Source organism: Enterococcus sp. DIV1368f, assembly GCF_051712245.1.
GTDB lineage: Bacteria > Bacillota > Bacilli > Lactobacillales > Enterococcaceae > Enterococcus > Enterococcus faecalis.
In genome coordinates this window covers 323,036-346,450 of the sequence record NZ_JBIOON010000001.1, presented here as the reverse complement: position 1 = coordinate 346,450, position 23,415 = coordinate 323,036, and the positions used below count along the sequence as shown (strand labels likewise).

Here is a 23,415-nt window from a genome sequence, read left to right as displayed (position 1 = left end):
TCTCAACACCTAGCCTTTCATTTCTTCAATTAATAATGACGAAAGCAACTGATAAACAATGGCTTCATTTCCTGAATGAAAAATTTCTGTATTTAAATCATTCATAATAATCGCACCACTGATTTTTCCTAAAATTTTCCCGATTGTTTCATCAATCGGCATCGGCGCTAGCATGAGTAACATACGTTGTAACTGCATCGGCTTTTTATCCATACCTTCAATCATAAGTGGCTGGGCCAGATTAAAAATACAAAAAACAGGCTGTGTCACTGCTGTACTTGAGGTATGGAATAAGGCCATTTCCGTCTGAGGAATCCCAATAGGCGCTTGCTCGTAACGTTTCATCAATTGCTGACAGACGATTGCACTATCGGTGATTAAATCTGCGGAAAGTTGCGCGAGAGCTTGTTGAACGGTTTCAGCTAAATCCGCTTGATTATTTAAATCTGCTATGAAAAATGTTTCTAATAGTTTACTAATTTCTTCCATGAAAGCGACCACTGTTTCGTAGCTTTCTTCGCCACCTATTTTTTTCACAGGCGCTTTCCTAAGCGAGCGTTTTTCGTGACTAATCCGCTTAAACTCTTCTTTCAATTGGCGGATTTCATCGTCTAAAAGTAACGGTGAGATCAATTTATATTTACCATTGTATCCTGGTAATAACGAAGTGGAAATCACTAAGTCATAGTTTTCCTCAACATTCACCTTACCTAAATCCGCAATCCGAAAAAAATGAATCTGGTTGATAAAAGGAAAGTAGCGCCGTAATCGCATTTCCAGCATACTTGTCGAAGCCAAACCGCTAGGAGAAAAACCAGCAATATCAACTTCCATAATTTTGGGACTCCGCTCTAAAGAATTGGCAAAATGAAGTACCATGTAGGCAATTTCCTCTTCCGATAAATTCTTTTGCGGAAAAATTTGCGGCAACGCTTGGCGTAAAGCCGCAGCTATTTCTTGATATTGATTCATAATCCGTTCTAAAATGGGATTCGTTAAATCTTCTTCTTGTAAAACCGCCCGAGAAAAAACACCTGATAAATGCGTCAACAACATTTTATACAAATTGGTATCTTCGAAAAAATTAACTTCTGTTTCTTGACTTACTGCTTCAATCAGTTGTTTCACTGCATAAGCCAACTGAGTGTCAAAATGTTCATCAAAAAAATCTTCATCAAAAGAATTAGAAAAATCACTTAATAAGCTAGCAAAAAAAACAATCTCACTGACAGCGTATAGTTGTTTCGTTTCAGCAGCGACTTTTGAAAAAAGTCGTTTAGAACAATTTAGAAAGGCCTTATTCATCTGCCCAGTATAGGTCTCATCAGCTAAATAAAAACCTGCAGTGACCCGATCCATCGCAATTGTTAACATTAAAATCAAATGTTGTAATTTGCGATCACTTAATGCTGGAAATAAAGTTTCTACTTCTGGCTGAACAATTTTTTGTGCAAATGCTAAATGTTCTGCATGAATAAACTGAAAGAAAAAATGGTCGTTTGTTGTTAATTCGGTAAAATGAAAAAATTGGTACTCATTAATTTCCATACTTAGAATATTCGCCATTAGAAGACGGCGATATTTTTCAGAACCAGTCACTTCATAGCCTTGATTCCGAGAAATCGTCAACGGAATCCGAGCAATCCGTGTTTCTAATTGTTTAATATCGGCATAAAAAGTCGTATTACTAATACAATACGTTTCCAGAAAATAATGCATAGAGACTGGCTCTTTTGTTTGCAGTAATGTCAATAAAATCGCATGTTGCCGCGCCAAAGTAGAAAGTTCCTGTGTCTCTTCTCCTAAAATAGCAGCCTGAATTTCCGTCATCGCTGCTTCATCTGCTTGAATCGAAAAGCGCCCACGAGCTACTTTTTCCAACGTCGCGCCCATCGATGCTAGCGAGGTTTCTAAATTTTCTAATTCACGATATACCGTCCGACGGCTAACCTTTAACAAATTCATCATGCGGTTTACTGAAACAGGGGTGGGACTATTCACTAATTCCGTTAATAGAACAGTTTCTCTTGTCGTTAAAAACATCTATCAGCTCCTCCTTCCAGCCATTCTTGATACTCTTTCTTATTCAAAAAACTAGTAACTACGTATAAATTTTGTTGCGTTAGATCTAAATGATAGGCTTGCGCCAGTTCACGAGTCACTACGTAGGTTGTCTCCTTGGTAAAAAAGACTGTTTCCAGTGGCTCTTTAGATACTTCAATCGCGACTCCTTGTTTCGCCGCTTGTTGCCGCAATAATTCCATTCCCATTGTTTGCGATCCTCGAACATTCTCGGCATATAAAAAAACAAGCTTCTGTATTTGTTTGGTCGGGTTCGTTTCAGTAGACTCTGAACCAAGTGAAGATTGCTCTTGAGAAGAAGCAGTCAGTTTGGCTAAAACTTGCGGGTAATAGGATTTAATTTCTAAAAAATTTTGAACACTCACCATATCCTTTTCTGGGACGTACTTTTGTGCTAACTGTTTCAATTCTGCTTGAATGATCACTAATGTCTTAGGCTGCCACTTCATCTGATGAACGGACTGGTAAGTCACAGGCATCTCCAAGTTCACCGCTTTTAATTGTCGGCTTAGCAAACTAGCCCCCATGGCACTTGAGCCCATTCCTGCATCACAAACAAATAAAATTTGCTGATAGTTAGGTGTGACTGTTTCCACTTGGTCTTCCTCCTTCATCTTTATCATTGAAACTGGTTCAATTCCTCGTTGACGTTTTAATAACAAGCTTGCTATTGCAAAAGAGCACAGAAAGCTAACAAAAATTCCACTAAAAACCGCCAGCCTTGCCTCAGTCGGGGCATTGGCTAAAATCGCAACCAATGAACCTGGCGAAGCTGGAGCACTTAGCCCCCCATTAAATATTTGAAAAACAAGCGTACCACTCATTCCTCCAGCAATTACTGCTAAAAATAAGCGCGGATCCATCAAAACAAACGGAAAATAAATTTCATGAATGCCCCCAATCAATTGAATCATGGTGGCGCCTCCTGCTGTTTTTCGTTGTCCTACAGGCCCAAACAGCAGAAAAGCAACCAAAACGCCCACGCCTGGTCCAGGGTTTGTTTCCAATAGAAATAAAATGGACTGACCTGTTTGACTAGCACCTTCTAAACCTAGAGGCGTTAATAAGCCATGGTTAATCGCATTATTAAAAAATAACACTTTTAAGGGTTCTAAGAAAACGTGAACCAATGGTAAAAGATTGGCTTCAATTAACCAAGAAGAAAATTGATACAGCCAAAAACTAGCGCTTTCAACAGCCGGAGCTACAACCAGAATACCAAAACAGCACAGCAGTCCTCCCACAATTCCTGCTAAAAAGTTTTTAGTCAGCATCTCATAGCCTTCTTTAACTTTCGGTAAGAGAATTTGTTCAATTTTGGCGAAAGTATATCCTGCTAAAGGACCAATAAACATAGCACCAAACAACTGTGGAACATCTGTGGAAACAATCACGCCCACTGTCGCGATAGCCGCAACGACGCCGCCACGTTGTTCCTCGAACATTTTTCCGCCTGTAAAACCAATTAAAATCGGTAAAACAACTCGAATCATTATCGTTTCGACTTCAGAAAGAGCTAGCCGTAGATTTCCAGTCGTATAGCCAGCCACCAAAGACAATAAGCTCCACGCAATAAAAATACTCAAATTTGGCATAATCATCCCACTCAAACGATGACCAAAACGACGTAAATAGGGAGTTACTTTCACAAACTTATGTTTAAAAAAGAGCGAATGCATTTCTTTTTCCTTCATATTCCTTGTCCCTCGCTCTCTATGTAGATAATTAGAATACTTCTATTATATGAAATTTCACAAAAAAATAGTATAGATTTTTGTAAAATAATTCTTTTATGCACCTCACAAGAGAATCCGTTTACATTAATAGAAAAAACTTTTATACTAAAAGAAAGAAACTCTTCGGATTGGAGGCCAATTATGGCAGTCAAAGCAATTGTAATGGATATTGATGGTACCTTGTTAACTTCAGAAAAAAAGATTTCACCAAAAACGCGACAAGCATTAGTAGCTGCACAAAAGCAAGGCCTATCACTGATTTTGGCTTCTGGCCGCCCGACTAACGGTATGCGGCCCTTAGCAGATGAATTGGAGATGGCTCATTATAATGGACACCTACTTTCCTATAACGGCGCTTGTGTCACCCATCATGGCAGTCAGCAACAACTATTTAACCAGACAATTTCAAAATCATTGAGTCAACAAATTTTAGAGCATTTGAAACAATTTGACGTAATTCCAATGATTAATGATGAAACATTTATGTATGTCAATGATGTTTTTCATAACACCTTACATTTAGAGACTGGTGATTTTAATATTATTGAATATGAATCACGGGGCGGCAACTTTCAATTATGTGAGTGGCATGATTTAGCCGCCAGACTAAACTTTCCCTTGAACAAAATTTTAATTGCTGGTGAACCCGCCTATTTACAAAAATATCATGAGGCCATCTACGCGCCTTTCAAAGAAACCGTCACCGCTGCTTTTTCCGCTCCTTTCTATTTTGAATTTACCGCCAAAAATATTGATAAAGCGCGTTCTTTAGAAAAACTAACCCTACAGTTAGGCATAACTGCTGAAGAAGTAATTGCTTTTGGTGATGGTCACAACGACTATACAATGTTGGAATGGGCCGGCACAGGGATTGCTATGGAAAACGCTGTTGACGAGCTTAAAAACATCGCAACAGAAGTCACTTTATCCAACGACAATGACGGCATCGCTGTTGCATTAGCCAACTTTCTTTAAGATCGTTGGTTGATGCAAGCGTACGCCGTCATTTTTTATTGCCTATTCAAATGTCGTGATTTTTTCTGGTGCTAAACGAACAGATTCATAGCCAGTTTCCATGCCCTTACCCACAGATAAAATCATTACTGGGACATAGCGCTCTTGATCTAAACCAAATGTTTCGGCTAATTTTTCCGCTTCAAAACCACCGATTGGATTTGTTTCATATCCGTGAGCTCGGGCCACTAACATAAATTGCATAGCTGCTAAACTCGCATCAATTTTTACGATGTCATTCATTTGTTCTCTGCTTAAACTTTCATAATGGGGAATAATCGCCGCTAATTGTTGGTCCCGCACTTCTTTAGGCATTTTACCACTAGCATAGGCTTGATTGTAAATTTCCTCTCCTCGTTCATGGCAGTTTAGATCACCAAAAATTAAGAGCATTGCAGAAGATGTTTCATTTTGACGCGTATTAAAGCGAATTAAGGGTTTTAATTTTTCTTTGCCTGCTTCACTTTCCACTACGACAAAACGCCAGGGCTGCATGTTAACAGAAGAAGGGGCAGTGGTCGCTTCTTGAATCATTGTTAACATTTCTTCATGAGAAATTTTATGGGTTTCATCGTACACCCGAACCGATTTGCGGCCAAAAACAATCTCTGAAAAATCATTCGTTGTATATGTTGTCATTCTATCATACCTCTTTCGTTGTAATGCTTTGATCTAGTTTTGTCAAAAGTTCTTTTAACTGGCGACAGTCGTCCTTTGTAAATGTACTGGGAATAATTTCTGTTACCGTTTGTTGCTTGGCTGTACATTGCTGTAGTTCTTGTTGTGCTTTTTCTGTTAAATGCACTAGCACTTCCCGATTATTTTCTGGATTTCGCTGTCGTGTCACATACTGTTTCTCTTCTAAAATTTTCAAATGGCGAGTGACCGCACCACTATCGATTTTTAAGTGTTCTTGAATCTCCGTTTGAAGACACGGCTGACGTTCTTTTAAAATCATCAGCAACTCATAACGAGTCAAACTCAAGCCAACTTGCTCTTCAAAAACTTTGGTAATTTTTTGATCTAATACCTTTAACTGACATAATAATTGGCTAACTTCCCGTAATGATAACGACATAGTTTCCTCCTTAAAAAGATGACTCGTCAACAATTGACTAATCAACTATAACTGTTTCTTTCTAAAAATGCAACCTTTTTTACAAGAAAAATAGAACAATTGACAGGGAGAAACTACAGTATTCCCCATCAACTGTTCTATTTTAATCAATCTATTTTTCGGTAACAGGTTCTGCTGATAACCGCTTAATCCCTAAACCAGTAAACGCACTGACCATTGAGAAGACAGGCGATAATAAGCTAAAGAAAACAAATGGTAAGTAAGTCAACGTTGGTACGCCAAAGGTCCCCGCTACGAAGCTACCTGCAATCCCCCAAGGAATGAGGTAGTTAATAACCGTCCCGCCATCCTCCAAGGTTCTGCCTAAAACAGTCGGATCCAAGCCTTCTTTTTTGTAAACTTCTTTAAAGGCATTCCCTGGTAAAATAACCGATAGGAATTGTTCACCAATAAAAATATTTACGCCAATTCCTGTTAATAACGTTGATAAAATCAATTTCGGTGTACTGCTCATTTTCTGAGAAACAACTTCCATGACCGCAGAAATTAATCCTAATTCCATTAATAAGCCACCTAGAGACAACGTTAGAATAATAAGTGCCACAGTCGGCATCATACTCATAATTCCGCCACGACTTAGTAATTGATCAATTTGTGCGTTCCCCGTTTGAGAAACAAACCCATTTTCCAACGTGTTTCCTAATGCCTGCAACGATACTTTCGGATTTTGAATAATAATCATAATTACTGCCACAATAATGTTTAACAAAATCGTGATAATCGCTGGAATTTTGCGCCAGGCACAGATTAACATTAAGGCTAATGGTAACAATGACCAAATGGAAATGGTAAAGTGGTCTTCCAATACTTGAATAACTTGAACTACTTCTGTCAGACTAGTATTCGCGTACGTTTGTCCTAAAATCATAAACAAGATTAAAGAGACGATAAATGCTGGTACAGTCGACCACATCAAGTTTTTTATATGTTTAAACAAATCCGCTTCAACAATCGCTGCGGCTAAGTTTGTTGATTCTGATAAAGGTGACATTTTATCACCAAAAACTGAACCAGAAACAATCGCACCCACAACTAAAGCAGGATTTAACCCTAAGGTACTGCCAATACCGAAAAAGGCAATTCCAATTGTTGACATCACTGTAAAAGCACTACCTACTGCACTGCCGACAATCGCACAGACAATAAAAACTGACGGCACAAACCATTTAACACTAATCATTTTAAAACCAAAAACCATAATCGTTGGAATAATTCCTGCTTGAATCCAAACGGCAATCAATGCACCCACTAAAATGAAAATAAAAATTGGAATAATCCCTGGCTTCAAGCCATCAACAATCCCTTTATGCATTTGATCAAATGGTACTTTACGAAACATTGCGTAGCCTAAAATCAATGCAATCACAAACAAAATAGTAATATTTGGCGATATCTTTAAGCCAATTACTCCTGTTGCAATAGCTGCCACAATAATTAATAACACGATACTTGCTTCTCGAACACTCACGGTCTTCTTTTTCTGTTTTTCTTTCATTTCGTTACTCTCCTCTAATCTTTTTTCTGAATACTCTGACATTAAAGGATCTTATGATAACGAATAACCCCTCCACAACTCATTGAAAACGCCTCCTAAAGCTACATAAAAAGAGAGATTCATCCTTAAAGAATAAGGACGAATCTCTCCGCGGTACCACCTTAATTAGAAGCTTACTTGCTTCTCGCTTATGTATTATGTAATTGTTACTACTTATTAGTGTAATTCACAAATAGACTTGATCGATTCGCAGCAACCATCGACTTTCTGAACAAAACATCTATTTCCTACTGGGCTAATAATTTATGAATCTCAATATACCAAGAAGAAACCGACTTGTCAACGAAAATAGTATAAAAAATTTTTTCACACGCCAACAAAAATTACTTTTTCTTTTTGTAAAAATAGAAAGAGGTCGGGACAGCAGCGTTTAACTCCGAGAACCAAGTAGGTACTGTTCAACATCTATTTGCTTTGCAAATAGTGTTTCTCAGCAATAAGAAGGAATTTCCGAAAATTGTTCTTTAATTTTTGGAGACCAAGTAGGTATTGTTCATCATCGAATCACTACGTTCTTCGGGATTCTCAACAATTTCGGCTTATTTCCGAAGGACCTTCAACTCTTAGAGCTTTAGCTCTTAGAAGTTGTTGAGATCGGAGCAACGCGTAGTGTTGCTTCTGTTCCCGCCGTTTATCAGTTTTTGAGCGTGGAACAAAAATCCAAAGTGATTTTTGTTCCACGCTCCTGTTAATTAGTGGGTTGTGCCACCTTGTAGTTGAATATCTTCTTGCGTTTTTACCGCTGCTTCAATCATATAGAACAAAGAATCTGTGATTGCTTCTAATGACATAGAAGCAAACGTTGGTTTATCAATTGTTTGTTCTGGTAGGAACGGAACATGAATAAATCCGCCACGAATAGTTGGATATTTAGTGTTAATTAAGTGTAGTAAGTGATACATAATATCATTACATACAAAGGTTCCTGCTGTATAAGAAATCGCTGCAGGTAATTGATGGTCATGACAATTTTTTACCATCGCTTTAATCGGTAAATTTGTAAAATAGGCTGTTGCTCCATCTTCAACCAACGGCACATCGCTTGGTTGTTGTCCTGCATTATCCGGGATACGCGCTTCCGCTAAATTAATCGCCACTTTTTCAACAGTGACTGTTTGACGGCCGCCTGCTTGTCCAACACAAATCACCATATCTGGTTGATGGGTTTCAATTGCTTCAGCCACTTTTTCACCACTAGTGCCAAAAACAGTTGGCACCTCAACTTTAATAATTTCAGCTCCTGCAATTTCAGCAGGTAATTTTTTGACTGCTTCAAAGGCAGGATTGATTGCTTCTCCTCCAAATGGATCAAAGCCAGTAACGACAACTTTCATTTCGATCATCCTTTCTTATTTGAATAGAATCATATAAACAATTTGGAAAATTAACATGAAAAGTGCAATCGGCAATTGATTTTTAATGACGCCGTACTTATCTTTCATTTCCAACATGGCTACAGGTACGATATTAAAGTTCGCAGCCATCGGTGTTAACAGTGTACCACAAAAACCACATGTTAAGGCAACCATCCCAACTAATGCGGGATCTGCACCTAAAGAAAAGACAAACGGCACACCAATTCCGACTGTCATCACGGTTATTGCTGCAAAGGCATTGCCCATGATAGCCGTAAAAATAACCATTCCCACAGCATAAATAATAATCCCTACATTGACATTTCCTGCTGGTACTACGGCACTAACACCTTTTGAAATAATCTCACCAACACCAGCGCTAGTAAAAACAGCACCTAAACAAGCTAATAGCATTGGCAACGTACTAAGAGGACCGACTGTTTCTAACATTTCCGCCGCATCATCAAAAAATACTTTCGGCGTATTATTTTTAGAAAAGAACATCATGATGAAAATCGCTACAAAGACACCAACACCGACACCGACTAAAGCTCCTAAAGTAGTCAATGTGGCAAAAAGAATTGCAAAAACCCCGATACTTAGTGCGGGAATAAAAATCTTCATTCCTAATTTTTGAGACATTTTTTCCATGTATTCTTTCGAAGGTAAGCGACTTTCTCCTTTTGTCACTTTTTGAAGAATTGCCGGAATTGTCATCACAAAAATAAGTACGCCACAGGCAACTGGTGGGATAAACCGACCAAAACCGATTAAGATCCCTAAAATCCCCCAGAATAAACTAGTCCCATACGCATGTTGATTGGTTTTATCACGAAAACTACGAAAACTTGTATATAACAAGATAATCCCCATAAAAATATAAAGGACTTCCAATAACTTTGCACTCAAATCAATACTTGGATCTGTGAAAAAACTCATTTCAGTCCCTCCTGTCCATAATATTTTTTACGTAATCTTTTTTCTTTTAAAGTAAAGTAAATACTTGCCGAAATTAAGGCAACTAAGGCGACTGGTACTTCCACTAAAGCCAATTTACCTAATGTCACTTCATAGCCTAAATCTTTCAATGTTGATTGAACAAGCAATGCCCCAGCCCCACCAACAAACAGAACTTGACCAAAGAACCAACAGATATTTTCCATGGCTGAAGCCATCCCTTTTAGTTCTTCTTCATACTCTGGCACCATTGGTAAATTTTTTGATTCAATTGTTCCTAACGCCATTGGCAAAATAATCGGACGCACAAAACCTGCTACCCCACCAAAACTTACGTTAAAAGCGGCGAAGATAATCCGAAAGACACCATAAATGTCAATAATCACACCAGCAGATACCTTTTTGAATCGTTTAATCAACGTAGCCGCTGACTCTTTCAAGCCATTTCTTTCTAACGTTCCTGTTGCTAACATAATAATAATAAAGATAGCCATGCCTCGATTATTCACAAAGGTTGTTCCTAGTGTTTCTAGCATTGATGTCAAACCAAGCCCGCCAGTAAAAGCCGTCACTATTAAAGCAACCATCACAATCAAGATAGCATCAAATTTCAATGCGAAGCCGACAATGACGATCAATACGCCTAATAAAGGTAATAAATCCATCAAATCTCTCCTTCTTAAAATAAAATTTCACTTTCCATTATATGCCAATTTTCGCTCATTTGTAAGACTTTTTTAATTTTTAATGTTATTTTTTCTAAAGACACAGTTTCCAACACTTTTTAGAGCTACCACTCGCACTTTTTTCTTTTTTCCGCTAGAATAAAAGAAACAATAACATTGAGGAGGATTTTTATGTTCCAAACTTTTAGAGAAAATTTTCGGCGCCATACCCTATTGCGCGACGCCGTCTTTATCGTTATCGGAAGTGCCATTGTCTTTAATCCCGGTGCTTTCTTCCAGTTCGTCGGTTATTTAATTGCTGGTTATTTGATGCTTTTAGGGTTAATTAATATTTATGATGACTACAAAATAAAAAAACAAACGGGTAGCTGGGGACTTGGTTTCGTAACAGGTTTAATCTTTGTCGTCTTAGCAGTAGCCTTTTTATTTTTTGCACCAGTGATTGTTTCGATTCTGCCGTTTTTATTAGGGATTAGCATTGTTATAAACGGCCTCGTTCAATTGACTTTTGCTTTAAATACTCGTCAAACAGGCGCGCTTATCTACAGTATTCTGGTTTTAATCGCTGGAGCCGTTTTAGTTTTTAATCCCTTCAAAAGTCTCTTAGTTTTGATGCAAGTCTTTGGATTTATCCTGATTTTCATGGGTGTCATTGAAATTATTGGTCATTTTAGAAATAAAGCTTAACGAAAGGAGCAACTTATGGATAAAGAAAGTACCAAGTGGATCCGCTTTTTAGGTGGGAAAAATTTACTTTACACATTAACTATCCTTTGTCTAATTGCTGTAACTATCTTTTTATTCAACACTGTTTCATTTATCTTTAAACCAATTTTTGTTATTTTTAGTGCCGTCTTAGGCCCGGTACTTTTTGGTATTATTCTATTTTATTTGCTTAATCCAATGGTGAAACGCCTTGAGAAAAAAATTCCCCGTGTTTGGGCGATTGCGATTCTCTATGTCTTAATTATTGCATTACTAGTGTTAGCTGGACTGCAACTTTTCCCAATTATCCAAGACCAAACGGAAGAATTAATCAAACAATTCCCAAGTTTTTGGAAAAGCACGCTCCAAACAGTACAAGAATTTATGGCTAAAACACCTTTTGCAAAAGATTTAGAATCTGCTAATGAGTCGATTAATCAACTCTGGGGCAAACTTGCAAACTCCTTTAAAGACTTTGCAGGGGATTACCTACAAACAGGCGCACAAGGTCTGGGAAGCGTCTTTTCTGCAGTCTCTTCTACTTTCCTAACCTTGTTTACAGGACCTATCATCGCTTTTTTCCTTTTAAAAGACAAAGAAAAGTTTTATCGCTTTGTAAAAGGCATCATTCCCCCAGCTTTTCGTCCTGATTTTGACGAATATAGCCAAATTGCCAACATTCAAATTGGCGATTATCTAAAAGGTCAAGTCATTGCTTCCTTGGTTTTAGGGATTATGTATTGGCCAACTTTTCTATTAATTGGTTTACAATTTGGTAGCATTTTAGCTTTAGCTGCGGGTATTTTATGTATTATTCCTTATATCGGGCCATTTATTGCCTTTATTCCTGGATTGATTATTGCCTTTCAGGATTCCACATTTATGGTAGTTAAATTTGTTATCGTCTGGTTTGCCATCCAATTGATTCATGGTGATTTTGTTATTCCTCGTGTGATGGGCGATAAATTAAAAGTCCATCCGATTACTATTTTACTTGTCTTGTTAGTTATGGGTGAACTGTTTGGTTTAATGGGCGTTATTTTTGGGATTCCAATGTATTGCCTAGTTAAAGTGACAGTCATTTATTTATTCCGCAAATTCAAACAACGCTATAACCGCTTTTATGGTGACAACGGCGAGTATGAACACACGAATTTTACTAAAGATCAATATTTAAAATAATATAATGAAAAAACTGGGACATAAGCCGTTTAGACTTATGTCCCAGTTTTTTTACCATACTTCTCTAGCAATTTCTTGAAGTAATTGAACTTTGCGCCATTGTTCTTTCTCCGTCAAACGATTTCCTTCTTCCGTTGAAGCAAAACCACATTGCGGACTAATACTTAAGTTTTCTAAAGGAACAAACTGTTGGGCTTCTTCAATTCGTGCTTTCACTTGTTCAGTCTCTTCTAATTCAGGAAACTTAGAAGTAACTAAACCTAAAACGACTTTGCTGCCATTATTTTGCCAATGTCTTAATGGGGAAAAGTCCCCTGCACGATCTGAGTCATATTCCAAGAAGAAACCATCATAATTCGTAGCAAATAATTCTTTTGCTATCGGTTCATAACCACCTGAAAATAACCAAGACGAAGCATGGTTCCCACGGCAAATGTGTGTGGTTACAGTTAAATCTTCTGGCTTGCCAGCTAAGGCTTCATTAATAATCGTGGTACACACTTGTGCAATTTCTTCTGGCTGTATTCCTTTTGCTCGTAATTCTTCTTGTTTTGTCTGATCCGCTAGAAACGCCCAATTTGTATCATCAAATTGTAAATAGCGGCAACCTCTCTCGTAAAAGGCCGCAATTGCGTCTTTATATGTTTGTGCTAAATCCTTATAAAAAGCACCAATCTCTGGATAAATTGTTTGAATGCGCGAGGTGCCATCGTTAGATAAAATTTCTTGACGTAAAATCATGGTCGGACTAGGGATCGTTGCTTTGGCTACCGTGCCATCACCAACTTCCACCACCTCTTTTAAAAATGAAAAGTCCTCTAAAAATGGATGTTGCGCAGGAAAAGATATTTTATCCACTACGCGGATATTATAGGCCGGAGCTGCTTTTCCATGAAAGGTTTGGTTATACCCCGTTTCTGGGATATAGCCTGTCACACCATTTAATCCTTCTAAGAAATCAATATGCCAAAAACCGCGACGAAATTCACCATCTGTGATTCCCCGTAAGCCGCCAGCTTTTTGTTTTGCTACTAATGCTTTGATTTCTTCATCTTCAATAAGACGTAGCTCTGCTTGAGATAACGCACCTGCTTGGACCTTTTTCCGTGCTTTCTTAATTGTTTCTGGACGTAAAAAACTTCCCACATGATCAACTGTAAAAGGAATCTGACTACTCATTTGCCTCACTCTTTCCTATTTTTATTTATAAAAAAACGCCCTTTTACTAGCCGTAACTAGTAAAAGGGCGATTATTATCGCGGTACCACCTTTTTTCGGAAAGATGACTCTTTCCCTTCAACTGACAATCATAATCAGCGGTCTTGTTAACGAAAGACATTACGTTTTTGCCTACGTTTCGACAAAAATTCCTCCTAGGCCATTTTTCGATACAGACATCTAACTTTTTTCACCAACCAAAGTCTCTCTACCAGCTGTCTTGTATTTACTTTCCTATTCAACGGAAATTATTAGATTATAATTAGAATACCACGTTTAGCAAATTTGTCAACGGAGACGGATGAAATAGTAATGAAAAAAGCAGCTTCTTTTCAGAAGCTGCTTACGTCTATTTTTATCATTGCTGATTAGGCTGAGTGTCCTACGATTGTGCTACCTGAGTAACCAAAACCGACACGTGTAATACCTGGGTTAATTTCCCAATCACGGTGACCGCTACCTGAAGCTGTTACCATGTTTGTTTCATTGTACCACGCCATGATTACTGAGTTACCTGGCGCCCACATAATTGCGATAACTTCATCTCCACGAGACCAGTGATCATTTGGAATACCGCCTGCTTCAACTTGTGCTGCACGAGCAGTTGCAGAAGCTGCTAAACCTGCATCCCATACTACTGGACGTAAACCTAATGATTGACGTAGAACGTTCAATGCATTGATTGTTGGGTCAGCCGCAACAGGAGGAGGTGTTTGTCCACCGTTACCATTACCGTTGCCGTTGCCACCGCCATTACCAGGAGTTGGAGTTACTGGATCTGGTGTTTCTTGTCCACCACCATTATTTCCATTATCACTTGGTGTTGTAGGTTGTTCTGATGAAGAAGAGCCAGTATTTTCTGTTGCACTATTATCTGTACTTGGTGTAGTTGTTTCAGTTGTTTGTTGCGTGCTTGATTCAGTTGCTGAGCTTGAGCTTGCTGGTGCTTGTGCTTCTGTTGTTGAAGAAGAGGCAACTGGTGCTTCTGCTTTTACTTCAGCTTTAGCTTGAACTGGTTTTGCAGCAGCTTGTTTAGCTTTTTCAGCTGCAGCTTTTTGTTCAGCAGCTAAGCGTGCTTGCTCTGCTTCAGCAGCTGCTTTTTGTTTTTCTAAGCCAGCTTTAGAACTTTCAGCTGATGATTGTTCTAATGCTAATGAAGCTTTCATTACGTTTAATTCAGATTGTTTAGAAAGTAAATCTTGACGTTTTGTTTCTAATTCAGTTTCTGTTGCTTCAAGTTGTTTCACTTTTTTCTCGTTTTCAGCTTTTTTATCAACAACCGCTTGTTTGTCTTCTTTTTGTTGTTGCATTAAGTCGTTGTTGGCACTTACGATTGTTGAAACAGCTTGAACACGGCTGATTGCATCTGCAACTGAGTCCGCATCTAAAACTGCATCTAGCATTGTTGTGCTTTGTCCATTAACTTGAACATCACGTGCTTGATTTTTGATTGCTTCGTTACGTTTTTCAATACGTTGATTCAAGTTTGTAATTTCTTGTTGTAATTGTTCTGATTTTGCTTTTAGTGTTTGCTTTTGTTCACGTAAAGCCATGCTTTCATCAAATACTGAAGATACTTCTGCTTCTAAAGAAGATACTTGTGAAGCTAAATCCCCTTGTTTTGCTTTTAATGATGAAATTTCTTGATTTTTTTCTTCAATTTTTTTATCAACATTGTCCGCCAAAGCGATGCTTGGGGTAGCAATTGCTGATAGCGTTAATGAACATAGTAATACTGATGCAAATAGACGTTTCTTCACTTGTCATTCCTCCGAATTAATTTCTAAAGTTTATTTAAAATATCTTAATCTTTTCTTACGACAAAAACATTCTACCACACCCATATTTCAATTAAGCAATAGAAATGTTACAAAAACATTTCAGATCACTCGTTCTTTCTCCATAATAGGTAAACTTACCTTTTGTAAGGCTTTTATACCTTGTCATGACTGGTTTTCATGTGTTTTCAATTGTTAAACAATTCTTCGATTTTTTTTCATATTTTTTCTTTTTTTATTCAAATTTTGCTTCTTTTTTGTCGATATATGCTTTTTTTCGTAAAATTAATCATTTTTCCTTCTTTTTATCAAACGTTTTTGTTACAAAATTCGTTATATTTTGGTAATGAATCAAGAAAAAGGCCGCTTCGTTGAGCCGCCTTTTATTGCTTTATTTAAAGAATTATTTTAGTTTCTCTGCTTAAGTAAATAGAATCCAGATAAACCTACCAACAAACCACCTAATAGTAAGAATACTCTTTGAAATTTCTGGGTTTCGTTTGTTTTTGGCAAATGTCTATCATTGGGTGTAGCCTTCGTTATTTTTTTTGCTGTTGTGTTCGTCTCTGCTGAGAAATTATTATTCTTTAGTTCTGAGGTTGTTGTGGTAGTTTCTACAACAATTGGTTTTTCAGCACTCGAATTTGTCGTAGCAGTCTCAGAACTTAAAGACTCATTCGTACTTGTATCTGTTGTGCTGGAAACAACTTCTTTACGACGATTTGTAAGGATAAATTCATCCTTTGTCTTTGTCATTATACTGTCAAATTCAGCTGGCACGTTCACTTCTTCTATCTGATATACAAAGTCTTCACCCCTGTTATTAAACTTTGGTAATGCTACTTCTGCGCCATTAACCGTTACTTGATTAATCAGCTTTTGATAGCCTTCTTTCTGGGTTAATTGCATGACTTCTGAAGTGGACCAAGCAGTTTCATCTGTTGTCGCTTTTCGAGTTACTTGATATTGAATTGCTTCTGGAATTTCTTTTTCTGCAATATTTTCCCAGTTCTTAATCAATTTTAATTGTACAGTAGGTGCTTTAATTGCTGGAATCGGAAAATCAACTGCTTCTTCTTCTGGAGTTGGTTGTAACGTAGTACGATCATTACATAAAAACCATGTATCTCCTTTAAAATCATTTGTTTCTGTGTTCAATCTAATCTGATAAGTTAATGTTAAACGTTCGTTCTTTCCTAATGAAATAGTAGAAATATGGAGCACTTGATTTTCTTCTGTAACTACGACATCAGTCAATAAGTCACTAGCCTCTAACCATTCACCCGTTGGCATTTTTCGCCAACCTTTTAGTTGGTAGTTATCTTCTGTGAAATTCCCAGCACCTTGTAAAAGAATATTTTCTCCCATTGGATCGATAATGAGCCCCTCATGGATAGTATTATTGATACTCCCAGCTAATTCTTTCAGTGCAGTGCCCAAACCAGATAAATTTTCATCAATAATCAAATAATTTTTAGGATCAGAAGCTATATTCCTACTAATATACTCTCCTCTTAACGAAGGATTAGCTGCAATTGAATAATAAGTATCTCCTGATTTTTTTAGAGAAACAATGGTTCCTAACGTATTATCTGTCACTGTTGTACTGTTTGTTTGGATAGCGTTAGCATCAGTAGAAGCACTGTTACTTGTATAGTACTGATTGGATTCTGTTTGAAACTCTTCCATGTAGGACGATGTATGGTAACCGTTGTAATCGATAATTTCACCATTATTGGGATAGCTTTGAGCATTTTCTCTAGGTAAAAAACTAGCATTTGCACTACCATCACCAATATGAACCAACATCTTTTTTGCATTTGGACGACTTTTTTCAGCCAATAAACGTTGCCCTTCTAGCAAGCCTTTTTGCATAAACGTACCTGAATGTGGCTCGGCTGTATTTCTTAAAAAGTCTTCTAAGTCATTCATGTCTGTAGAAAAATCCGCGGTGGAGTAAGTTAGTCGATTATAGGCAACGATACCAATTCGAACATGACCATCTGTTAATGAATCTGAAAGTTCTTCGCCGAATTGTTGCAAACCTTTCAAAGCGTTGTTTAATTTTTCACCTTTCATTGACGAAGAATAGTCAATCACTAGCACTAGATCAATAGGGCTTTCTGTCTGATTTCCTTTTACATCTAAAGTCACATTAAAAAGCCCTTGCTGGCCTGTTACAGCCGCCACACTTTTCTTCAAATAAGCTTCATCTCCATAATTCACATATTGTTCTTCGTCAAATGTCGCTTCAGGGGCATGACCATAATCATAATTGTTTGTGTCTCCCTCACTAATTCCGTTCGTTAAATAATGACCTTGTTCGTCATTTTTATAGTTAAAATTGTATGTTTCTGCGGAAACGTCTATACTAAAAATAGTCATTAGGAAAAAGAACATAAATAAAAATAAGGTTGTTTTTTTCAATTTTTTTAACTCCTTTGTGGTAAGTAATTTCTCATTCAAATGAAATTTGAGCGATATATGTAACTTACTACAGAAATAACTTTTAAGGAGACAAAAAAATGTACTTGTTAAGTACATTTTTTTAAACAATCGAATAAAAAACAAGTTATACTTATTTTAACAAAAAGAATCGAACCAATTGGAGAAGAATAATGGAAATATTAGACACTTTTTTCGGCTCAGAAGTTAAAAAGGAATTGGATTTACTGCGTTTGTTGTACCATAAAAAAAACTTTATTCGTATTGAAACACTTAGTCAATTGTTACAAATGGATCGACGTTCAATCAATAAATACTACGAATCCTTAATTAGTAAACCTTATGTATTGGCTAATAATTGTTCACATATTTTCTCTGCCGAGCGAGGTAAAGGCTATTGTTTCATGGGGTCAAAAAAAGAATATAAAATTTTGACGAAGCAAATTTTGCAAAGTAGTCCGTATTTTACATTGCTCGAAAAACTATTCTTCGAAAGCAATGTTCATTTAACCAAATTTAGTATGGACCAATTCTTATCCGAATCAACTGTTCGGCATAAGGTTGCTGAGTTAGATACCATTTTAAAAACCTTTGATTTTTCGATCCAGAGAACCAAAGGCGAGATTCGTTTAGTTGGTGCTGAACCACGCATTCGTTTTTTCATGATTGCTTTCTTTTGGCGCGTTTTTTCTGGTCTCGATTGGCCATTTGCTGACGTCTCGCAAACAAAATGTGAAACCCTTGCGAAAGAGCTGATTGCTTTAGGCTATTTCCCAGCCAATCAATTGAATATGAAACTTATTTGTTATATTTTAGCGGTAAATATTATTCGTTATCGAAAGGGATTCCAGACAAATTTCCTACTTTCTGAATCTATTTCTTCTTTATCTAATGAAGATCAAGAAGTACTGCTTCAATTTGTTGACACTCATCATCTACTAAAAGAACATTTAGAAAATCAATTAACGAACGCCTTTCTGTTACCCAAGAGTGAAAGTCAGCTGATTTTTTTATTTCTATTAACAAATACAACAGTACAACTCTCGAACAAACATTTTATAGATTTAATCGAACCTAACCAACCATTTTCAGAGACGAATTCCTTTATTAAAAAGATTCTTCACTCCCTTGAAACAGAAAACCCTCATGCCTTTGAAACCACAAAAAACAGGGCCTTATTTACAAAACAATTAGTGGCCGGCCTTCTTTTCGTAGAGTTATTTGAACAAATGGATTTTACACTTACTGGCTACAACATTAAGAAGTATTTATTACAAAATTTTGTTCATTTATTTGAGCATGCACAAAAGATAGTCGCCGAGCAAGACATCTATGTTTCGAATCCAGCTAAACAAACTGGCTTAGGCCTTCAATTATCGATGGCCTACACGTTAATTACTGCTCCAACAGCTTTCAATCAAACAATTCACATAAAAATAGAAACAGACTTACCTACACCGATTGAAGCGATTATCATTCAACGAATTCGTGAAACGTTTGCAAGTTTCTATCACCTTGCAATTAATCAATTGTCTGAAGAAGATACGTACGACCTGTATTTAAGCACTACGCCTTTGCTCCAAGTAAAACAAGCTGCACCATTTTTATTAATTAATGCGCAAGTTTCTTTACCTGACTTACTAGCGATTCAAGAACAATTAGTTCGGTTGGTAGCAAAGGAATGAGCTAACTCTGTTAATAAATAGAACTCGTGGAACAAAAAAATAACTAAAACAGGATCAATCAAACACATTTGCACCTTTATCAAAAAAAAGCTCAAAAAGTTAGTTGCGCAAACTAACCTTTTGAGCTTTTTGATTTTTTTCTTAACGAATGATTTCGACTTTTTTGTCTGTCTTGACTGTAACACGGCCGTTTTTAATAACATATAACCGTTCTGGAATATCAATAATCGCATGTTCAACCACTTTTGTGTCTAATAGGACTAAATCTGCTTTATTCCCAACTGCGACACCGTATCCTTCTAGTCCCATCGCACGAGCAGGACTTGTTGTTACCATTGGTAGCACTGTTTTTAAGTCATCCGCTCCACCTAGGTGCCCAACAGGAATGGCTAGCATCGCTGTTTGAACAATATCCCCTGTGCCATATGGTGTAAAAGCATTGCGAATATTATTTGTAGCAATACAGACATTCACGCCACCATCGCGTAATTTACGGATTGGCGTAACCGCACGTCGAACATTGTACTGATCACCGCGAGCCCCTAAATGTAAATCCGTTGCTGGTAAAGCCATCACGCTAATATTTGCTTCCGCCATTTTTGCAATAATAGGCGCCAATTCTGCTTCAGGTAAGGCGTGCAATGCCGTTAAGTGGCCCACTGAAACACGGCCTTGGTAGCCTTCAGCGATGGTTTTTTCACATAAATATTCAATACTCATATCATCAGCTTCATCGGCAAAATCTTGGTGTAAATCTACATCTTTATCATATTTTTTAGCAATTTCAAACACTAAATCAATATGTTCTTTCGCTGGTGCATCATTATAAGGAATACCGCCGACAACGTCTGCGCCCATATCCATTGCTTCATACATCATTTGTTCTGTTCCAGGGGCTTTAAAAATTCCTTCTTGCGGAAACGCCACTACTTGCATGTCAATTAACTCTTTGTATTCTTCTTTCAAACGCATAATTGTTTTGAAGCCAGTAAAACCTTGCGCTGGGTCAAATTCTGCATGCGTTCTTAACGCCGTGGTTCCATGAACGATTAACATTTCTAAGGCACGTTTAGCACGGTCGTAAATGTCTTCTTCGGTAAATGTTGGTTTTAATTCTGCGGTTACTTCAATCGCTTCTTTCAACGTACCTGATTTATTTGGTTTACGATCAGCGATTAATGCCTTGTCCAAATGTAAATGGCTTTCTACAAAACCTGGGATTAAAACACGACCATCTGCTTCGATGACTTCTTTGGCATCGCCAGTAATAACTGGGGCGATTTCAATGATTTTTCCTTCTTTAATAGCTACATCTTGTAATGCTTCACCGTCTTGAAGACGAACTTGTTTAATTAATAAATCCATGTTTTCCACTCCCTAAATTTTTTTTTATCCAAAGATTAAACCGATAACTAATAATAGTACAGAGGCAATACTTAACCATTTCACGTTTCCTTTAACTACATCCAAAATTGGAATTTGGAAGCCTGAAGATAAAGCTTGCATAGTAATATTAACGAAACTCATTTGACTACCTAAACCAACACCCATTGCTACAAAACCTAATGCTAACGGCGGGAAGTTCAACGATACAGCAACTGGTAGCACTAAAGTTAAAACAGAACCTACGTAGGCCCCAGCTGGAATCCCAATTAAAATCCCTGTTAAAATGGCAACTGGCACGACAATAAAGGCTGGTGCATTTTCAGCAACACCTGCGATTACAGCAAACGTTCCTGTTTGTGCAATAACATTAATAAAGGCTAAGAAAATCCCTACTTGGAATAAACGAGTCAAAATATATGTAGACCCATCTACCATCGCTTCGACAGATTTGTTCATTGAGAAATCTGTACATAAGAAAATTAAAACTAATGTTAAAATCATGTATACAAGTGGCGTAAAGAAGGCAAAACCAATTAAATCATTCACAATTGGTCCAAAAATTACAGCAAACAATAAGAAAATGGCTGGCAAGGTAATTTTAAATAATTCACCATTGCTCTTTTTATCAAATTCATCATCTGCCGACTCTTTAAAGCCAATCTTTCTATGTTTCGTTCCCCAAAAGGCTAAAACAATCGCTAATGCTACGAAGAATAACCAGTAAGGTCGCATGGTTGAAACATATGAACCGACACTGATATCGCCTAATTTTGAAACAATACTTGATTCTAATGAAGCGGGTGAGGTTGTAAATGATACCGCAGCAGCTAAAGACATTGCTGCAATTAATTCAGGAACAACGCCAACTGCAGCAAAGGCCAATGGCGCAATAACCATCGCACTTCCGCCACCAATTCCTGACATATATGTGGCTGCGGCTAATAAGATAACAATAAAAGCTGAAACATACTCGACTTTTCCTTTTGTGCCTCGTTTGGCTAAAGTTAATGCAGCTGAATAACTACCTGCTTTAAAGACCGCCATCGCAACAGCTGAATTAATGATGGGAACGGTAATTCCTAACATCATCGGGATAGCTTCCAACATCTGTTTATTCGCTTCTTCTAGTCCAATGCCGCCAATCAGCATCGCTAAGACGCCACCAATTAAACCAGCAATAATCATATCGACTTTCATAAACAATAGAACCAAAACAACAATCAATGGAATAATCACAACTAATGCCATGATTCCTGTCGGGGCAACTACATCCCCAATCTCATCAGCAAAGGCCGCAACTGGCACAAAAATACTAACTAAAAATGCAAAAATAAGTGCTACTTTTGACGATTTTTTCATTTTACTTTCCTCCAATAGAAAGAAGGCGAGAGCAACGCAGCAGCGAATACCCTCTGCGCTCCTCATTATTTGGCAAAGGCACCTTGCCCGCCATATTTATCGTAATGTACAATCTCACTAACTAAATAATCATAAATACTTTGTGGAATTTCAATGCCTTCTGACATGGCTTTTTGATAGTTTAGCTGACCAATTTCTCCTGGATAGTAAACTTGTTGAAACCCTTCTGCTGTAGGCACACTATGAAGTTCTTCCACCATTTGATTAATATTTTCTTTAAATCGTTCAGAATCTGTAAAGCGGCTTGGATCGATGACTAAAAACATCTGTCCCAGATTCCGTTTCTCCGTTAAATCCGCATACATGGAGCTGACATGTTTGCCAAAAGGTAAGCCTAACAACGAACCAGCTAAGACATCGACCATCATCATTAGTCCATATCCTTTTGGTCCTGAAATCGGCAATAAACCTCGTACTTCATAAGGATCAGTCGTTGGCTGGCCTTTTTCGTCTACTGCCCATGTGTCGGGAATTTCAACATCTCTTGAACGTGCATCTAAAATTTTCCCCCAAGCCTGTACTGTCGTAGCCATATCAAACACGACTGGTTCATGACCTGCTCTAGGTGCTGCAAAAGCGATTGGATTTGTCCCAAAATAATTGCTTGTACCACCAAACGGTACCACCATTGGATCAGATTGACACATCGAAAGAGCAACCATGCCTTGTTCCGCTGCTTTTTTAACATAATACGATAACGTCCCGCTATGACTCGTTTGAGAAACGCCAACATATGCTAACCCTGATTCTTTGGCTAGATCAACTGCAGCAGCTAATGCTTCGTTACAAACAAATTGACCCACGCCATTATCGCCATGAAAAATGGCAGTGGACGGTCCAGTTTTTTCAAATGATAATTCGGGGTCAATCGTGATCCCGCCTTTTGCAATCCGTTCCGCATAATAATCCATACGAACCGCCCCGTGTGAATGAATACCGCTAGCATCTGCAAAAGTTAAATGTCGAGCAACTTCTTCGGCATGTTCAGAATGTAAACCAGCAGCTTCTAATTTTTGTTTCATCAGCTTTTCTAATTTTTCCGGTGTAACGACAACCATTTCTTCCATTGCGCTT

The 23,415-nt window shown here is 37.6% G+C and carries 19 protein-coding genes and 2 other annotated features; of the genes, 5 read left to right on the top strand and 14 right to left on the bottom strand.

The features are described from left to right. Positions 1-9: 9 nt before the first annotated feature. Positions 10-2,043, bottom strand: a complete 2,034-nt coding sequence (locus IGL07_RS01820) for a BglG family transcription antiterminator (RefSeq protein ID WP_002355275.1) — start codon at positions 2,041-2,043, stop codon at positions 10-12. Then, positions 2,034-3,776: a PTS transporter subunit EIIC gene (locus tag IGL07_RS01815; RefSeq protein ID WP_010817010.1), complete on the bottom strand. Its 1,743-nt coding sequence runs from the start codon at positions 3,774-3,776 to the stop codon at positions 2,034-2,036. Before IGL07_RS01815 ends, IGL07_RS01820 begins: the two co-directional genes overlap by 10 nt. 183 nt (positions 3,777-3,959) lie before the next feature. Here IGL07_RS01815 and IGL07_RS01810 point away from each other — a divergent pair, with 183 nt between their 5' ends. Further along, a complete protein-coding gene (locus tag IGL07_RS01810) occupies positions 3,960-4,793 on the top strand; it encodes a Cof-type HAD-IIB family hydrolase (protein ID WP_010817009.1) in 834 nt (277 codons plus the stop codon). Between the two features lie 42 nt (positions 4,794-4,835). Here the strand turns inward: IGL07_RS01810 and IGL07_RS01805 are convergent, their stop codons facing one another. The 6 genes from IGL07_RS01805 to IGL07_RS01780 all read right to left on the bottom strand — a co-directional run bounded on the left by IGL07_RS01805 (position 4,836) and on the right by IGL07_RS01780 (position 10,502). Then, on the bottom strand, positions 4,836-5,471 hold the full coding sequence (locus IGL07_RS01805; protein WP_002358386.1) for a nitroreductase family protein: 636 nt from the start codon (positions 5,469-5,471) through the stop codon (positions 4,836-4,838). A gap of 4 nt (positions 5,472-5,475) precedes the next feature. Continuing rightward, a complete protein-coding gene (locus IGL07_RS01800; RefSeq protein ID WP_002362972.1) occupies positions 5,476-5,910 on the bottom strand; it encodes a MarR family winged helix-turn-helix transcriptional regulator in 435 nt (144 codons plus the stop codon). A 151-nt stretch (positions 5,911-6,061) separates the two neighbouring features. Continuing rightward, entirely contained in the window at positions 6,062-7,507 is a 1,446-nt protein-coding gene (gene nhaC, locus IGL07_RS01795; protein WP_002383673.1) for a Na+/H+ antiporter NhaC, read from the bottom strand. 89 nt (positions 7,508-7,596) lie between these two features. Beyond that, positions 7,597-7,772 (bottom strand) — a binding site (T-box leader). A 445-nt stretch (positions 7,773-8,217) separates the two neighbouring features. After that, positions 8,218-8,859, bottom strand: a complete 642-nt coding sequence (gene pcp / locus IGL07_RS01790) for a pyroglutamyl-peptidase I (protein ID WP_002355269.1) — start codon at positions 8,857-8,859, stop codon at positions 8,218-8,220. A 15-nt stretch (positions 8,860-8,874) separates the two neighbouring features. After that, the gene (locus tag IGL07_RS01785; RefSeq protein WP_002355267.1) at positions 8,875-9,819 is read right to left on the bottom strand and encodes a DUF979 domain-containing protein; all 945 of its coding nucleotides are present in this window, start codon (positions 9,817-9,819) and stop codon (positions 8,875-8,877) included. Continuing rightward, positions 9,816-10,502, bottom strand: a complete 687-nt coding sequence (locus tag IGL07_RS01780) for a DUF969 domain-containing protein (RefSeq protein ID WP_002355265.1) — start codon at positions 10,500-10,502, stop codon at positions 9,816-9,818. Before IGL07_RS01780 ends, IGL07_RS01785 begins: the two co-directional genes overlap by 4 nt. Before the next feature lie 192 nt (positions 10,503-10,694). On the opposite strand from IGL07_RS01780, the gene IGL07_RS01775 reads away from it, so the two are divergent. Together IGL07_RS01775 and IGL07_RS01770 are read left to right on the top strand one after the other, a co-directional pair. Continuing rightward, on the top strand, positions 10,695-11,210 hold the full coding sequence (locus tag IGL07_RS01775) for an HdeD family acid-resistance protein (RefSeq protein WP_002381189.1): 516 nt from the start codon (positions 10,695-10,697) through the stop codon (positions 11,208-11,210). A 15-nt stretch (positions 11,211-11,225) separates the two neighbouring features. Then, on the top strand, positions 11,226-12,410 hold the full coding sequence (locus IGL07_RS01770; protein ID WP_010817008.1) for an AI-2E family transporter: 1,185 nt from the start codon (positions 11,226-11,228) through the stop codon (positions 12,408-12,410). Positions 12,411-12,461: 51 nt separating this feature from the next. Here the strand turns inward: IGL07_RS01770 and IGL07_RS01765 are convergent, their stop codons facing one another. After that, complete coding sequence (locus IGL07_RS01765; protein WP_002366087.1) at positions 12,462-13,589, bottom strand: 5-methyltetrahydropteroyltriglutamate--homocysteine S-methyltransferase; 1,128 nt, start codon at positions 13,587-13,589, stop codon at positions 12,462-12,464. Between the two features lie 60 nt (positions 13,590-13,649). Further along, positions 13,650-13,879 (bottom strand) — a binding site (T-box leader). A 117-nt stretch (positions 13,880-13,996) separates the two neighbouring features. Continuing rightward, on the bottom strand, positions 13,997-15,388 hold the full coding sequence (locus IGL07_RS01760) for a PcsB-like coiled-coil domain-containing protein (RefSeq protein WP_010817007.1): 1,392 nt from the start codon (positions 15,386-15,388) through the stop codon (positions 13,997-13,999). Positions 15,389-15,573: 185 nt separating this feature from the next. On the opposite strand from IGL07_RS01760, the gene IGL07_RS01755 reads away from it, so the two are divergent. Continuing rightward, the gene (locus IGL07_RS01755) at positions 15,574-15,753 is read left to right on the top strand and encodes a hypothetical protein (RefSeq protein WP_033591568.1); all 180 of its coding nucleotides are present in this window, start codon (positions 15,574-15,576) and stop codon (positions 15,751-15,753) included. Between the two features lie 61 nt (positions 15,754-15,814). On the opposite strand, the gene IGL07_RS01750 is transcribed toward IGL07_RS01755, so the two are convergent. After that, positions 15,815-17,950, bottom strand: a complete 2,136-nt coding sequence (locus IGL07_RS01750; protein WP_025189471.1) for a VWA domain-containing protein — start codon at positions 17,948-17,950, stop codon at positions 15,815-15,817. 74 nt (positions 17,951-18,024) lie between these two features. On the opposite strand from IGL07_RS01750, the gene IGL07_RS01745 reads away from it, so the two are divergent. Continuing rightward, positions 18,025-19,536 carry a helix-turn-helix domain-containing protein gene (locus IGL07_RS01745; protein ID WP_010817005.1) on the top strand — a complete coding sequence of 504 codons (1,512 nt, stop codon included), beginning with the start codon at positions 18,025-18,027 and terminating at the stop codon, positions 19,534-19,536. Positions 19,537-19,677: 141 nt separating this feature from the next. On the opposite strand, the gene IGL07_RS01740 is transcribed toward IGL07_RS01745, so the two are convergent. The 3 genes from IGL07_RS01740 to allD are packed head-to-tail and all read right to left on the bottom strand — an operon-like array spanning position 19,678 to position 23,408. After that, entirely contained in the window at positions 19,678-20,901 is a 1,224-nt protein-coding gene (locus tag IGL07_RS01740; RefSeq protein WP_002389547.1) for an amidohydrolase family protein, read from the bottom strand. Positions 20,902-20,925: 24 nt separating this feature from the next. Then, positions 20,926-22,347: a hypothetical protein gene (locus IGL07_RS01735; protein WP_002408676.1), complete on the bottom strand. Its 1,422-nt coding sequence runs from the start codon at positions 22,345-22,347 to the stop codon at positions 20,926-20,928. Next, a complete protein-coding gene (gene allD / locus IGL07_RS01730) occupies positions 22,347-23,408 on the bottom strand; it encodes an ureidoglycolate dehydrogenase (protein WP_002413499.1) in 1,062 nt (353 codons plus the stop codon). Before allD ends, IGL07_RS01735 begins: the two co-directional genes overlap by 1 nt. Positions 23,409-23,415: the final 7 nt, after the last annotated feature.